The following is a 15,725-nucleotide window of genomic DNA, read 5'->3' as shown; positions in this document are numbered from 1 at the left end:
TCAGAGCGCCATTCATGACTGAATGCCTCCCGCTCTTCCATTACAGGAAAGCTTGCCTCTAAAATGAGGTAAGAAAAACAGAGCACGTTCCTCACGGAGTTCCCCTTTTATGTCTTCATCACGTCTGAAGCAGCAGTTCATTCGTCTGTGGCAAAGTTGCCAGGGGCAATCGCAGGAAACAACCCTGGGCGAACTGGCTGATTTGCTGCACTGTTCGCGTCGCCATATGCGAAACCTGCTAAACAGAATGCAGGAGGCTGGCTGGCTGACCTGGCAGGCCGAAGCCGGACGGGGAAAACGCTCCCTGCTCACCTTCTGCTATACCGGGCTGGCACTGCAGCAGCAGCGTGCCGAAGACCTGCTGGAGCAGGATCGTATCGATCAGTTAGTTCAACTGGTGGGGGATAAAAACCAGGTCAGGCAGATGATTAGCGCGCACCTGGGGCGTAGTTTTCGCCAGGGCAAACATATTTTGCGCGTCCTTTACTACCGCCCTCTGCTCAATCTGTTGCCCGGATCGCCACTGCGCCGTTCCGAAACCCATATTGCCCGCCAGATCTTTAGCGGCCTGACCCGTATAAATGAGGAAAAGGGGGAAATCGAAGCCGATATCGCCCATCACTGGCAGCAGACCTCGGATCGTCACTGGCGCTTCTATATACGGCCGGCCATCCGTTTTCACCATGGCCGGGAACTGGACATGGCCGACGTTATCGCCAGTCTTGAACGTCAGCGCCAGCATCCTCTGTTTTCCCATATCCACCGGATCGATTCCCCTGCCCCCTGGACGCTGGATATTTATTTAGACCAGCCCGACAGCTGGCTGCCCTGGCTACTGGGCAGCGTCAGCGCCATGATTCTGCCGCGTGAATGGCCTGAAATCCGCGATTTTGCCCGCCAGCCTGTGGGAACCGGCCCCTATCGGGTGATACGCAATCAGCAAAGCCAGCTGAAGATCGAAGCGTTTGATGATTATTTTGGCTATCGCGCGTTGATCGATGATGTGTCGGTTTGGGTCCTGCCCGAGATCAGCGATGAGCTGGTGTATGCCGGCGTTCGTCTGCAGGGCGAAAATGCCGATGAGAAACAGGAAGAGAGCCGCCTTGAAGAGGGTTGCTACTATTTACTGTTCGATCAGCGTTCAGAAAAAGCCGCCGATCGGGACATCCGGCGCTGGGTAAGCTACCTGCTTAATCCGATTGCACTCCTCAATAAGGCGGGCATGGGTTATCAGCGCTACTGGTTCCCGGCTTACGGCCTGCTGCCCCGCTGGCACCATCGCCGCGATCTGACCCCGGTGGAAAAACCTGCCGGCCTCACGACGCTGACGCTGACCTGGTATAATCAGCATATTGAGCATGTCAGCATTACGGATGCCCTACGTCCACTGCTGGCAGAACATGGCGTTGCTTTGGCAACCCGAGAGGTCAGTTACGAGAGCTGGCATCAGGGCGAGGGTGAAAGCGATATCTGGCTGGGCAGCGTCAATTTTACTCTGCCACTTGAGTATTCACTGTTTGCGTTGTTATACGAAACGCCGTTGATGCAGCACTGCCTGCCGGTTAACTGGCTGCAGGATGCCGCGCGCTGGCGGGAAAAAACGCTTCCCCTTGCCGAATGGGGTAAACACCTGGTTGAGAATAACTGGCTCCATCCGTTGTTTCACCACTGGCTACTGCTGGAGGGCCAGCGAAGCATGCGCGGCGTCCGAATGAATACGCTGGGCTGGTTTGATTTTAAATCCGCCTGGTTTGCCCCGCCCACGCTGTGAGCCTTCCCCCCTGACCGTTAAATGACTAGAATGTCACGTTCTCAACGGGGTGCCTCTTTCCACAGTGTCAGAGCGCTGAGAAATACCCGTCGAACCTGAATCGGTTAATACCGACGTAGGGATTTGAGAGGCTACTTTGCTCAGATCCTTTGCGACTCAACCCTGCCGCCATTAGGAGCGCAAAGTGTTAAAAAACGTCCTGCCCGTGCTGCTGTTACTTTCTACCCCGGTATTCGCCGCCAAACCTGTCCTGACGGTTTACACCTACGACTCCTTTTCCGCTGACTGGGGCCCCGGCCCGGCCGTAAAAAAAGCGTTTGAAGCCCAGTGCGATTGCGAACTGAAATTTGTTGCCCTGGAAGACGGGGTATCTCTGCTGAACCGCGTGCGCATGGAAGGCAAAAACAGCAAGGCCGATGTGGTATTAGGCCTGGACAACAATCTCGTGCAGGCGGCGGCACAAACCGGCCTTTTCGCCAAAAGCGACGTGGATACCAGCAAACTGCAGTTGCCGGACGGCTGGAAAGACACCACTTTTGTGCCCTTCGATTACGGTTACTTTGCGTTCGTCTACAACAAAAACACCCTGAAGAATCCCCCTACAAGCCTGAAAGAACTGGTGGAAAGCCCGGAGAAGTGGCGCGTGATTTATGAAGATCCGCGCACCAGCACGCCGGGCCTGGGCTTGTTACTCTGGATGCAAAAAGTCTATGGCGATAAGGCCCCTGAAGCCTGGCAAAAGCTGGCGAAAAAAACTGTCACGGTCACCAAGGGCTGGAGTGAAGCCTATGGTCTGTTCCTGAAAGGCGAAAGCGATCTGGTGCTGAGCTATACCACATCGCCGGCTTACCACATCATCGAAGAGAAAAAAGATAACTATGCCGCTGCGCCGTTTGCCGAAGGCCATTATCTGCAGGTAGAAGTGGCGGCCAGACTGGCCAACAGTAAACAGCCAAAACTGGCGCAGCAGTTTATGCAATTTATGGTGACGCCTGCTTTCCAGAACACTATTCCGACCGGCAACTGGATGTATCCCGTGATCAAAACCGACCTGCCTGCTGGCTTTGCCTCACTCAGCGTGCCAAAAACCGCATTACAGTTCTCGCCCGAAGAAGTCGCCAGCCACCGTTCGCAATGGGTTAGCCAATGGCAACGCGCCGTCAGCCGTTAATTCCGTGCTGGCTGATTCCGGGTTCCCTCGCCACGCTACTGCTTTGCAGCGTGGCGCTGTTGGCATTTGCGTCATTGTGGATGGCGGCACCGGCGACCAACTGGCTGAAGGTACTGCAGGATGATTATCTGCACCATGTGATGGTCTTTTCATTGGGTCAGGCCCTGCTCTCTGCCCTGCTCTCTCTGCTTCCGGCCATTCCGCTATCCCGAGCCCTTTATCGACGCCGCTTTCCTGGCCGCCAGTGGTTGCTGCGCCTGTGCGCCATGACCCTGGTACTGCCCGTGCTGGTCGCGGTGTTTGGCCTGCTTACCGTTTATGGCCGGGTGGGCTGGCTGGCACAGCTTTGCGCGTGGCTTGGTGTGGACTATCACTTCTCACCTTACGGGCTGCAGGGCATTTTACTGGCGCACGTATTTTTTAATCTGCCGTTGGCTACGCGCCTGATGCTTCAGTCACTGGAAAGCATTCCTGCCGAACAGCGGCAGCTGGCTGCCCAGTTGAACATACGTGGCTGGCATCAGTTCCGGCTGCTTGAGTGGCCCTGGCTGCGCCGCCAGCTGCTGCCCACGGGCGCACTGATCTTCATGCTCTGCTTTGCCAGTTTTGCCACCGTACTCTCGTTGGGCGGTGGCCCCCAGGCAACCACTATCGAACTGGCCATCTTCCAGGCGTTAAGTTATGACTACGATCCTGGCCGGGCTGCGTTGCTGGCGCTTATTCAGCTCTGCTGTTGCCTGATGCTGGTGATCCTCAGCCAACGCTTCAGTAAAGCCATTCCGGCTGGCAGTCCACAGCTGCAGGGCTGGCGCGATCCTCAGGACTCCACGCTGTCACGCGTCAGTGACGCCGTGATGATTGTTTTCGCGCTGCTGCTGCTGCTGCCTCCGCTGCTGGCGGTGATTGTGAATGGTCTGGAGGGCGGGATTCAGGGCGCGTTACAGCAACCGGCCCTGTGGCAGGCCACCCTGACCTCGTTGCGGATCGCGCTCGGTGCCGGGCTGTTATGTGTAGTGCTGACCACGATGTTGCTGTGGAGCAGCCGGGAGCTGCGCCTGCGGCAGCGTAATGTCGCCGCACAAGCCATGGACAGCAGCGGTATGTTGATTCTGGCGATGCCCGGTATTGTACTGGCAACAGGCTTTTTCCTGCTGCTGAACGCGACGGTCGGTTTGCCCGACGCCCCGGATGGCGTGGTCATTTTTGCCAATGCGTTAATCGCCATTCCCTACGCGCTGAAAGTGCTGGAAAACCCCATGCGAGATATCGCTGAACGTTACACCCGCCTTTGCGGCGCACTGGGCATCAGCGGCTGGAACCGTCTGTGGCTGATTGAACGGCGAGCGCTAAAGCGTCCACTGGCGCAGGCGCTGGCATTTGCCTGCATCCTGTCAATTGGTGACTTCGGCATTGTCGCGCTGTTTGGCAACGCGGATTTCCGCACGCTGCCGTTCTACCTTTATCAGCAGATAGGTTCCTATCGCGGCGCAGATGGGGCCGTGACTGCGCTGATACTGCTGTTACTCTGCCTGTCTCTGTTCACTCTGATGGAAAAATTACCGGGTCGCCATGCTGACACTGAATAATCTGACTTACCTGTATCAGCATTTGCCGATGCGTTTTTCTCTGAACGCCATTCGCGGCGAACGGCTGGCTATTCTCGGTCCCAGCGGCGCGGGTAAAAGCACGCTGTTAAATCTGATAGCCGGCTTTCTGCCTGTTAGCCAGGGCAGCCTGACGATTGACGGTGTCGATCACACCCACAGCGTACCCGCTCAGCGACCGGTGTCGATGCTGTTTCAGGAAAACAACCTGTTTCCACATCTTAACGTTGAACAAAATCTGGGGCTGGGCTTACATCCAGGATTGAAGCTTAATTCAGCGCAACGTCAGCAGGTCGCGGCTATCGCCCACCAGGTGGGGTTAAGCGATATGCTGACGCGCCTGCCGGGTCAGCTCTCGGGTGGACAACGCCAGCGCGTTGCGCTGGCGCGCTGTTTACTCCGCGATCGCCCGCTGCTGCTACTGGATGAACCTTTTTCGGCGCTTGACCCGGCCCTGCGCGGTGAGATGCTTCATCTGGTGCGTAGCGTCTGCGAAACCCGCGCGATCACGTTGCTGATGGTGTCGCACAGCCTTGAAGATGCGCAGCAGATTGCACCACGCAGTGTTGTCGTGGTGGACGGACGGGTTTACTGGGATGGCGCGACGGACAGGCTGTTGTCAGGCGAAATACGGGAAGCCGATGTGCTCGGCATCCCGCTTCGTTAGCCAATAAAGACCTGCCACAACAGATGGCGGAAAATCGGCATCATCGGGTGAAACTGGATGCCGACAAAGGCTGCAACGGCGACGACAAAGCTCAGCGGTGCCAGCCAGCGCAGGCGTTGTGGCGGCAAATACGCCGTCGCCCAGTCGCGGGTTTTACCGCTGCGCCACCAGCGCCAGCACAGCCAGCATCCCAGCCACACCAGAATAGCAACGCCCAATAACAGCCAGATGAAATGACCGCCCCTGGCTTCTTTCGGTACATCAATCGCGACGCCTGCCAGAATACCCGGCAATAAATAGAGCGGTGGCCATAAAATGCAGCCGATCAGGTTGGGGGGCAGAAACTTACGCACCGGCAGTTCCAGCATGCCCGCCACCAGCGGGATTAACGGTCGGGTTGGGCCCACAAAGCGCCCGACCAGAATTGTAAACATGCTGTGCTGATACAGCGCATGTTCGGTCTTATCCAGTAACCCTTTGTACTTTTGCAGGTATTTCCAGCGATGGAGCGGCCCCTGAAACTTCCAGCCGATGCCATAAGACACCCAGTCGCCCAACAGGCAGCCGACGAAGCCCGCCGCCCAGGCCGGATATAATCCTATCTGCCCACTACCGACCAGCGCGCCCAGGCTTGCCATCATCACGGTTCCAGGGAGTAACAGCCCCACGAACGCTAATGACTCCAGAAATGTCACCAGCGCCACGGCAAACAACGCCCACTCCAGCGACTGTGTAATCAGGTGTTCAACCCAGGCTTCCATATCAATCCTCAGTAAAAGCAGAAGGCTGGATTGTCCAGAGCAGACATCACAGCGTCAAGGCAAGAATTGTAGGTCAATATTGACAAAACGCACCGGCAGACACTGTATAAATATCCATGTTATACTTTTTAACCTACACTTCCGACTCGCTGTCTGCCTGGAGAATACGTGAATAAGCCCCGCGCAGGGTTTCTGCTCAGCCGTCACTGGCGCGATACGCCGCAAGGCACTGAAATTACGCTCTGGCTGGCCACCGATTCAGGTGCTCAGCGCGTCGTGCTGCCCGCGCAGGAATCGGTGGCCTTTATTCCCGTTGAATATCAGGCCCAGGCGGAATCGCTGTTGCAGGACGAGCGTCAGCTGCGCATCCAACCTTTGCAGTTAAAAGATTTTCGCCGCCGTCCGGTATTTGGCCTTTACTGCCGCCAGCACCGTCAGTTGCAGTGGATTGAAAAAAAACTGCGTGAAAACGGTATTCCTCTCTATGAATCCGATATCCGTCCCCCCGAGCGCTATCTGATGGAACGGTTTATTACCGCGCCCGTGTGGTTCGATGGAGATATTCAGGGCGATTCGGTGGTTAACGCTCGTCTTAAACCTCATCCTGATTACCGCCCGCCACTAAAGTGGGTATCGCTGGATATCGAAACCACTCAGCACGGGGAGCTTTACTGCATCGGCCTGGAGGGCTGCGGTCAGCGCCAGGTTTACATGCTGGGGCCGCCTAACGGTGATGCCAGCGCACTGGATTTCGAACTCATCTACCTTGAAAGCCGCCCGCAGTTGCTGGACGCGCTTAATCGCTGGTTTGCCGACAACGACCCAGATGTGATCATCGGCTGGAACGTGGTGCAGTTTGACCTGCGTGTGCTGCAAAAACACGCCGACCGCTACGGCATTCCGTTGCGTCTTGGCCGACAGCAGGCCGTGCTGGAGTGGCGAGAGCACGGTTTTAAACCCGGCGTTTTTTTTGCCCAGGCCAGCGGACGCCTGATTATCGATGGCATTGATGCGCTGAAATCCGCCTTCTGGGACTTTCCCTCTTTTAGTCTGGAGGCCGTCTCGCAGCAGCTGCTTGGTGAAGGCAAAGCCATTGATAATCCGTGGCAGCGCATGGAAGAGATCAACTGGCGTTTTGCCAACGATAAACCGGCGCTGGCGCGCTATAACCTGAAAGACTGTGAGCTGGTGACGCGCATCTTCCACAAAACCGAGATTATGCCGTTTTTGCTGGAGCGCGCAGCCGTCAACGGGCTGGCAGTCGATCGCCACGGCGGCTCCGTCGCAGCCTTCAGTCATCTGTATATCCCCCGCATGCATCGGGTCGGTTTTGTTGCGCCTAATCCTGGCGATGTTGCACCAGAGGCCAGCCCCGGTGGTTACGTAATGGATTCCCGTCCCGGCCTGTATGATTCGGTGCTGGTGCTGGATTATAAAAGCCTGTACCCGTCGATTATCCGCACTTTCCTGATCGATCCCGTCGGCCTGATTGACGGCCTGGCGCACCCTGCTGACGCTGACTCCGTCACCGGTTTCCGCGAGGCACGTTTCTCCCGCACAACGCACTGCCTGCCGGCTATCGTTGAACAGATTTGGCAGGGACGTGAAACCGCAAAACAGCAGGGTAATAAACCGCTGTCGCAAGCGCTGAAAATCATCATGAATGCGTTTTACGGCGTGCTGGGCACCAGCGCCTGTCGCTTTTTTGACCCACGGCTGGCTTCCTCCATCACCCTGCGCGGTCACGCCATCATGCAGCAAACCCGCGAGCTCATTGAAGCCGAAGGCTATGATGTGATTTATGGCGATACCGACTCAACTTTTGTCTGGCTCAAATCCGCCCACAGTGAAGCCGATGCAGAAGCCATTGGCCGCTCGCTGGCGGTGAAGGTTAATCACTGGTGGCGCACGCATCTGCAACAGCAATACGGCCTGACCAGCGCACTGGAGCTGGAGTATGAAAATCACTTTTGCCGCTTCCTGATGCCCACCATTCGCGGTGCCGAACAGGGCAGTAAGAAACGTTATGCCGGCTTAATTCGGGAGGCCGAAGGTGAACGTATGGTGTTTAAAGGGCTGGAATCGGTACGTACCGACTGGACGCCGCTGGCGCAGCAGTTTCAGCAGGCGCTTTACAGCCGGATATTTCATCGCCAGCCGTGGGAGGAATATGTCCGTACCACCGTGGCGCAATTACTGGCGGGCGAGCTGGACGATCAGCTGATTTACAAAAAGCGCCTGCGCCGCCCGCTGAACGAGTATGAACGGAACGTGCCGCCGCACGTTCGCGCCGCCCGCCTGGCTGATGAACAGAACCGTAAACTGGGCAGGCCGCTGCAATACCAGACCGGCGGCCGCATTCGCTATGTGATTGCCACCGGCGGTCCTGAGCCCGTGGAGGCCCGAACCACGCCGCTGGACTACGATCATTACGTCACAAAACAGCTGCAACCCGTAGCCGAAGGCATTCTGCCCTTCGTCGAGGGTGACTTTGCTACACTCATTACCGGGCAGTTAGGGCTTTTTTGACAGGTGACGAATGCCCTGCCATCCAGTACCATAATGCCCTTCCTCAAAACTCACTGCTCTGACATGACGTACCAGGCCCTTTTGCCTGGTTGACATGCTATTGCCTGAGAATGGGGAACACCTTCAAAAACGTTAAAAATTCGAGCAAAAATTATATGGTTTTTACATTAGGTCAGCGTTGGATCAGTGATACAGAAAGTGAACTGGGATTAGGCACCGTGGTGGCGATTGATACTCGCATGATCACGTTGATTTTTCCGGCCACAGGGGAAAATCGCCTCTACGCTCGCAACGACTCGCCGGTCACTCGCGTGATTTTTAATCCGGGTGATACCGTTACCAGCCACGAAGGCTGGCAGATGCAGGTCGATGAAGTCCGCAATGACAATGACCTGATTACCTATATCGGTACGCGCCTTGATACCCAGGAAACCGACGTTATGCTGCGCGAAGTGATGCTCGACAGCAAACTGGTGTTCAGTAAGCCTCAGGACCGGTTATTCGCAGGCCAGCTTGATCGTATGGATCGCTTCGCCCTGCGTTTTCGTGCACGTAAATACCAAAGTGAGCAGTATCGTCTGCCTGTCAGCGGCCTGCGCGGCATGCGCACCAACCTGATTCCACATCAGTTGCACATTGCTCACGATGTGGGTCGTCGCCATGCGCCGCGCGTTCTGCTGGCGGATGAAGTGGGCTTAGGTAAAACCATTGAAGCCGGCATGATTATCCAGCAGCAGCTGTTAGCGGGCCGGGCTGAGCGCGTGCTTATTGTGGTGCCGGAAACCCTGCAACATCAGTGGCTGGTAGAAATGCTGCGCCGCTTCAACCTGCGGTTTGCCCTGTTCGATGACGATCGCTATGCCGAAGCACAGCATGACAGTGATAATGCCTTTGACACCGAGCAGTTGATTATCTGCTCGCTGGACTTTGTCCGTCGTAATAAACAGCGTCTGGATAAGCTGGCGGAGGCCGACTGGGATTTAATGGTGGTCGATGAAGCCCATCACCTGGCCTGGTCCGAAGGCGAACCCAGCCGTGAATATCAGGTTATCGAAAAACTGGCCGAAAAAACGCCGGGCGTCCTGTTACTGACGGCAACGCCAGAACAGTTGGGCATGGAGAGCCACTTTGCGCGTCTGCGCCTGCTCGATCCTAATCGTTTTCATGATTTTGCCGCCTTCGTTGAAGAGCAGCAGCACTTCCGTCCGATTGCGGACGCGGTCACCTCGCTGCTGGCCGATCATGCCATCTCACAAAGCGAGATGAATATGATCAATGAGCTGGTCGGCGAGCAGGACATTGAACCGCTGCTGCAGGTGGCAAACAGCGACCGTGAAGGCAAGCAGGACGCGCGCAAAGAACTCATTTCTATGCTGATGGATCGCCACGGCACCAGCCGCGTTCTGTTCCGTAATACGCGTAACGGTGTGAAAGGCTTCCCTAAACGTGAGCTGCACCAGATCCGTCTGCCGCTGCCTGCGCAGTATCAAACCGCCATTAAAGTGTCCGGTATTATGGGAACGCGCAAAAGCGCAGAGGCGCGTGCGCGCGACCTGCTCTACCCGGAGCAGATCTATCAGGAATTCGAAGGCGATACCGGCACCTGGTGGAACTTCGATCCACGCGTTGAATGGCTTATGGGTTATCTCACCAGTAACCGTAAAGAGAAGGTGCTGGTGATCTGCGCTCAGGCCGCGACGGCGCTGCAGTTGGAACAGGTCTTGCGTGAACGGGAAGGGATTCGCGCTGCGGTGTTCCACGAAGGCTTGTCGATTATTGAACGCGATCGGGCCGCTGCCTGGTTTGCTTCAGACGAGAACGGTGCGCAAGTGCTGCTGTGTTCCGAAATTGGCTCCGAAGGCCGTAACTTCCAGTTCGCCAGCCGTCTGGTCATGTTCGATCTGCCGTTTAACCCGGATCTGCTGGAACAGCGTATTGGTCGTCTGGATCGTATTGGTCAGGCACACGATATCCAGATTCTGGTGCCGTGGCTGGAGAAAACGGCGCAGGCCGTGCTGCTGCGCTGGTATCACGAAGGGCTGGATGCGTTTGAGCACACCTGTCCGACCGGCAGAGCAATCTATGACAGCGTTCACGCAGAGCTGATCAACTATCTGGCTGCGCCGGAAAACAGCGACGGTTTTGATGATTTCATCATTGAATGCCGCAAGCAGCATGACGCGCTGAAATCCCAGTTGGAACAGGGCCGCGATCGTCTGCTGGAACTGAACTCTAACGGTGGCGACGCCGCTCAGGCGCTGGCGAATACCATCGCCGAGCAGGACAATGATACTGAGCTGGTTAACTTTGCCCTCAACCTGTTCGACATCGTGGGAATCAATCAGGAAGACCGCAGCGATAACCTGATAGTGCTGACGCCATCGGATCATATGCTGGTGCCGGATTTCCCGGGCCTGCCAGAAGATGGCTGCACGATCACCTTCAATCGCGATCAGGCCCTATCTCGTGAAGATACGCAGTTTATCACCTGGGAACATCCGTTAATCCGTAATGGGTTGGATCTGATCCTGTCGGGTGACACCGGGAGCTGTGCGCTGTCATTGTTGAAGAATAAGGCCTTACCCGTGGGAACGCTGTTGGTCGAAATGATCTATGTGGTGGAAGCGCAGGCGCCGAAACATCTGCAACTCACCCGTTTTCTGCCGCCAACGCCCGTGCGTCTGCTGTTAGATCGCAACGGTACGAATCTGGCCGGTAAAGTGGAGTTCGAGAGTTTCAACCGTCAGTTGAATGCGGTTAACCGCCATACCGGCAGTAAGCTGGTGAATGCCGTACAGCAGGATGTTCACGCGATTCTTACGCTGGCCGAAAAAGAAGTCGTCAGTGAAGCGCGCGCCGTCATTGACGCGGCGCGGCGTGAGGCAGGCGAAAAGCTGGGGGCCGAGTTATCCCGTCTTGAAGCCCTGAGAGCCGTGAACCCCAACATCCGTGACGATGAAGTCGAGGCGTTAGAAAGCAATCGCCAGCAGGTGCTGGAGAGTCTGGATGAGGCCAACTGGCGACTGGACGCACTGCGTCTGATTGTGGTTACGCATCAATAAGTTCAGGGCCGCAAGGCCCTCTTTTTTGGAATAACCTATGGAACCCTATAATCCGCCGCAGGAGCCCTGGCTGCACATCCTGTATCAGGATGCCCACATCATGGTGGTGAATAAGCCCAGCGGCCTGCTTTCGGTACCCGGCCGGCTTGAAGAGCACAAAGACAGCGTGATGACGCGGATTCAACGCGATTATCCCGAGGCTGAGTCCGTGCACCGGCTGGATATGGCGACCAGTGGCGTGATAGTGGTTGCCCTGACGAAAGCCGCCGAACGCGAGCTTAAACGCCAGTTTCGCGAGCGCGAACCCGCGAAGACCTATGTGGCCCGGATCTGGGGCCATCCGGCCCACGAGAAAGGCGTGGTGGATTTACCGCTGATTTGCGACTGGCCAAATCGCCCAAAACAAAAAGTGTGTTTCGAGACCGGCAAGTCGGCACAAACCGACTATCAGGTGATTGAATATCGCGAAGATAACAGCGCCCGCGTTGTACTGAAGCCGATTACCGGGCGGTCGCACCAGCTGCGCGTGCATATGCTGGCGCTGGGCCATCCGATTCTGGGGGACGGTTTTTATGCCCATCCGGAAGCAAAAGCCATGGCAGAGCGCCTTCTGCTGCATGCCGAATCATTAACCATTACGCACCCAGCGTTTGGTAATGCCATGACCTTCAGGCAGCCTGCCGATTTTTAACCCGCGCGCCATGCCGGGTATTCGCGCGCCCTGGCCATTCGCCCGGGCGCGCATCAACCGCTTACTTAAACCCTTTTTCTTTGCGAATCAGATCGTAAGCTGACTGAATGTCCTGCGCTTTCTGTTTGGCCATTTCCATCATTTCTGGCGGCAGGCCTTTCGCCACCAGCTTATCCGGGTGATGTTCACTCATCAGCTTGCGATAGGCGCGTTTAATGGTGGTGGCATCATCCGTCGTTTTCACGCCCAACACATTGCAGGCATCCGAGAGCGTCGGGCCACGTTGCGCCTGTTGAAAGCCACCCTGTTGCGAGTAGCTGCGGCCGCCACCGAACTGCTGGCCCCCTTCCATCATGCGCAGAAACTGGTCGAACTGGCTGCGTGAAATCCCCAGTTCTTCACCAATCACATACAGCACCTGACGTTCATTGGGATGCAGTGAGCCATCGGCAAAGGCCGCCTGAATCTGAATTTCCAGAAACATCCTAATCAGATCAAAACGGCCGAAGCAGGCGCTGCGTAATTCACGCAATTTATTACGTAACGGATACTCGCCCTGTTTGCCTTCACGAAAAGCACGCTGAGCAGCCGTTCGGGCCTCTCCGTGCAACTGCATGCGATCCATAAACAGCGAGGCAATCTGGATATCCGCTTCGGTTACGCGCCCTTTGGACTTGGTTAAGTGCCCCATGACCTGAAAAGTCGTACTGAAAAACAGTGACTGCCGGGTCTGATTATTTGAGAAGTAAGCCTTGCTCTGCGCACCGCGAACCTTATCAAATCCATGCCCAACGATCAGACCAATTACAATTCCCCAAAAGCCTGCGCCGGACAGCAATCCAAGCACTAAACCTATAACTTTTCCCCAGTAGCGCATAAACTCCTCAATTCGCCATGCTTACGGCTGAAAATTGCATTATCATACCTGTCATTTATCTCAGCGCCTAACGGCAGCGCGGACAGAAAAGGATTAACACTGGCACAACGCCAGGCAGTGCGTTAGTCTCTGACCCGATTGTCGGCATGATGCCAGTTTTCATGGAATTTTCGATACCGCGTATGAAAAAACATATACCTACTCTGCTGGCCACCATGATCGGCGCAGCCATTAGCCAGCAAGCCTTCGCCGACGATTTAATGTCGCAGTGTATGTTGGGCGTACCCAGTTACAATCGTCCCCTGGTTAACGGCGATCCTAATCAGCTGCCCGTTACTATTCACTCGGATTCACTGAAAGGCAACTACCCTGACGATGCGGTATTCACAGGTGATGTGGATGTTAAGCAAGGCAACAGCCGCATGCTGGCAGACGAAGTCCAGCTTCATCAACGCCAGCCCGAAGGGCAGACGGTTCCCGTCCGTACTGTGGATGCGCTAGGTAATGTGCACTACGATGACAATCAGGTCATCCTGAAAGGTCCGAAAGCCTGGTCAAATCTTAATACCAAAGATACGAACGTCTGGAACGGCGATTATCAGATGGTAGACCGCCAGGGGCGAGGCACTGGCGATCAAATGAAGCTGCGCGGAGAAAACCGTTACACCATTATGGAAAACGGAACCTTCACCTCCTGTCTGCCTGGCAGTAACAGCTGGAGCGTTGCCGGTTCTGAGATTATTCAGGATCGTCAGGAAGAGGTTGCTGAAATCTGGAATGCGCGCTTTAAGCTCGGTTCGGTTCCCGTATTCTACAGTCCCTATATGCAGCTGCCGCTGGGCGACCGCCGCCGTTCAGGCTTCCTGATCCCCAACGCCAAATACGGCAGCAGCAACGGTTTTGAATTCATTCTGCCTTATTACTGGAACATCGCGCCGCAGGCGGATGCCACCATTACGCCGCATTACATGAGTAAGCGCGGGCTGCAATTGCAGAATGAATTCCGCTACCTGACCCAGGCGGGTGCAGGCATCGTTGAGTTCGACTATCTGGCATCGGATAAGCAGTACGACAACGATAAAGCCGCGCGCGGCATCGCCCAAAATGACAGTTCCGACCGCTGGTTATTTTACTGGCGCCATTCAGGTGTTTATGACCAGCACTGGCGTTTTAGCGCTGACTACACCAAAGTCAGCGATCAGTATTATTTCAACGATCTGACCTCACCTTATTACAGCTCGACTGACGGTTACGCCTCGCAGAAATTTAGCGTGGGCTACGCGGATACCAACTGGGACGCGACCCTGTCGACCAAAGACTTCCAGATTTTTGGTAATACCAGCAACAGCAACGTCTATCGCGCCTTCCCGCAACTGGATGTGAACTGGTATCAGAACGATGTCGGCCCGTTTGACACGCGCATTTATGCGCAGGCTGTGAAGTTCACCAACGTAAACAGTAGTTTCCCTGAAACCACACGTTTACATGTTGAGCCCACCATCAATCTGCCGTTATCAAACGGCTGGGCCAGCCTGGATACCGAAGCCAAGTTTCTGGCGACGCACTACCAGCAAAAAGATGTTGATTACTACAACACTAACTTTGCACCGAGCAGCACCACCAGTGGTGTGCTGAAAGACTCCGTCAACCGCACCTTGCCTCAGTTTAAGGTCGATGGTCGCATGGTGTTTGACCGTGATATGGACTGGGCGCAGGGTTATACCCAGACGCTGGAACCCCGGGTTCAGTACCTCTATATCCCGTATCGTGACCAGAGTGATATCTATCCTTACGACTCCACCCTGTTGCAAACCGACTATACCGGCCTGTTCCGCGATCGCTCATACAGCGGTCTGGATCGCATCGCATCGGCCAACCAGGTTGCAACCGGTGTGACGACGCGAATTTATGATACCGATCTGGTTGAACGTTTTAACGTTTCTGTGGGTCAAATCTATTCGTTTACGCCTTCTCGTACGGGCGTTAACCAGGTCAACAAAGAAGATGATACCGGCAGTCTCCTGTGGGCAGGTGACAGCTACTGGAAGATAAGCGATCGTTGGGGCGTGCGTGGCGGGCTGCAATACGATACCCGCCTGAATAACGTCGCGCAGGGTAATACCGTGCTGGAATACCGTCGTGACGCTGACCGTATGGTGCAGTTGAGCTACCGTTACAGTAGCCCGGAGTATGTTGCTTCTGCGCTAAATGACAGCTCACTGGTGAATAACCCGATTTATAAAAACGGGATTTCACAAGTTGGTACGACGGCGAGCTGGCCGATCCATGACGCCTGGTCGGTGGTTGGCGCGTATTACTATGATACGCGTAATAATCGTCCTGCATCACAGTTGGTTGGCCTGCAGTACAGCTCTTGTTGTTACGCGGTTCGTCTGGGCTATGAACGCAAAATCAACGGTTGGCAAAACAACGACAGTAAGTATGACAACCAAATCTCATTCAACATTGAGTTACGTGGCCTGAGTTCAAATTATGGGCTGGGCACCGGCCAGATGCTGGCTCAGGGAATCATCCCTTATCAGCATGCATTCTGATGTTGTGATGTTTGACAGGCAATCCCGCAGTGCGGAA

Annotated in this window: 10 protein-coding genes and 1 riboswitch; of the genes, 8 read left to right on the top strand and 2 right to left on the bottom strand. The window is 55.5% G+C overall.

Annotated elements, in window-relative coordinates:
• Nucleotides 1-109 precede the first annotated feature (109 nt).
• The 4 genes from sgrR to thiQ all read left to right on the top strand — a co-directional run bounded on the left by sgrR (nucleotide 110) and on the right by thiQ (nucleotide 5,213).
• Nucleotides 110-1,771: an HTH-type transcriptional regulator SgrR gene (gene sgrR, locus A6A26_RS08805; protein ID WP_063878383.1), complete on the top strand. Its 1,662-nt coding sequence runs from the start codon at nucleotides 110-112 to the stop codon at nucleotides 1,769-1,771.
• A gap of 35 nt (nucleotides 1,772-1,806) precedes the next feature.
• A riboswitch (TPP riboswitch) is annotated at nucleotides 1,807-1,911 on the top strand.
• A 44-nt stretch (nucleotides 1,912-1,955) separates the two neighbouring features.
• Nucleotides 1,956-2,942, top strand: coding sequence for a thiamine ABC transporter substrate binding subunit (thiB, locus tag A6A26_RS08800; protein WP_063878382.1), 987 nt, complete (start codon nucleotides 1,956-1,958; stop codon nucleotides 2,940-2,942).
• Nucleotides 2,918-4,528: a thiamine/thiamine pyrophosphate ABC transporter permease ThiP gene (gene thiP / locus A6A26_RS08795; RefSeq protein WP_063878381.1), complete on the top strand. Its 1,611-nt coding sequence runs from the start codon at nucleotides 2,918-2,920 to the stop codon at nucleotides 4,526-4,528. Before thiB ends, thiP begins: the two co-directional genes overlap by 25 nt.
• On the top strand, nucleotides 4,512-5,213 hold the full coding sequence (gene thiQ / locus A6A26_RS08790; protein ID WP_063878380.1) for a thiamine ABC transporter ATP-binding protein ThiQ: 702 nt from the start codon (nucleotides 4,512-4,514) through the stop codon (nucleotides 5,211-5,213). Before thiP ends, thiQ begins: the two co-directional genes overlap by 17 nt.
• On the opposite strand, the gene A6A26_RS08785 is transcribed toward thiQ, so the two are convergent.
• Entirely contained in the window at nucleotides 5,210-5,974 is a 765-nt protein-coding gene (locus A6A26_RS08785) for a DedA family protein (protein ID WP_063878379.1), read from the bottom strand. The genes thiQ and A6A26_RS08785 overlap by 4 nt on opposite strands.
• A 168-nt stretch (nucleotides 5,975-6,142) precedes the next feature.
• On the opposite strand from A6A26_RS08785, the gene polB reads away from it, so the two are divergent.
• The 3 genes from polB (at nucleotide 6,143) to rluA (ending at nucleotide 12,256) form a co-directional block, all read left to right on the top strand.
• Nucleotides 6,143-8,503 (top strand): DNA polymerase II, encoded by a 2,361-nt coding sequence (gene polB / locus A6A26_RS08780; RefSeq protein WP_063878378.1) that lies wholly within the window; start codon nucleotides 6,143-6,145, stop codon nucleotides 8,501-8,503.
• 155 nt (nucleotides 8,504-8,658) lie between these two features.
• Complete coding sequence (gene rapA / locus A6A26_RS08775) at nucleotides 8,659-11,565, top strand: RNA polymerase-associated protein RapA (protein WP_063881107.1); 2,907 nt, start codon at nucleotides 8,659-8,661, stop codon at nucleotides 11,563-11,565.
• Between the two features lie 37 nt (nucleotides 11,566-11,602).
• On the top strand, nucleotides 11,603-12,256 hold the full coding sequence (rluA, locus tag A6A26_RS08770; protein ID WP_063878377.1) for a bifunctional tRNA pseudouridine(32) synthase/23S rRNA pseudouridine(746) synthase RluA: 654 nt from the start codon (nucleotides 11,603-11,605) through the stop codon (nucleotides 12,254-12,256).
• Between the two features lie 61 nt (nucleotides 12,257-12,317).
• On the opposite strand, the gene djlA is transcribed toward rluA, so the two are convergent.
• Complete coding sequence (gene djlA, locus A6A26_RS08765; RefSeq protein WP_063878376.1) at nucleotides 12,318-13,133, bottom strand: co-chaperone DjlA; 816 nt, start codon at nucleotides 13,131-13,133, stop codon at nucleotides 12,318-12,320.
• A gap of 182 nt (nucleotides 13,134-13,315) precedes the next feature.
• Here djlA and lptD point away from each other — a divergent pair, with 182 nt between their 5' ends.
• Nucleotides 13,316-15,688, top strand: coding sequence for an LPS assembly protein LptD (gene lptD / locus A6A26_RS08760; RefSeq protein ID WP_063881106.1), 2,373 nt, complete (start codon nucleotides 13,316-13,318; stop codon nucleotides 15,686-15,688).
• Nucleotides 15,689-15,725: the final 37 nt, after the last annotated feature.

Origin of the sequence: Pantoea sp. OXWO6B1 (assembly GCF_001641135.1) — a bacterium.
In the GTDB taxonomy this organism is placed as follows: Bacteria; Pseudomonadota; Gammaproteobacteria; order Enterobacterales; family Enterobacteriaceae; genus Pantoea; species Pantoea allii.
This window is presented reverse-complemented; position numbering and strand designations above follow the sequence as displayed.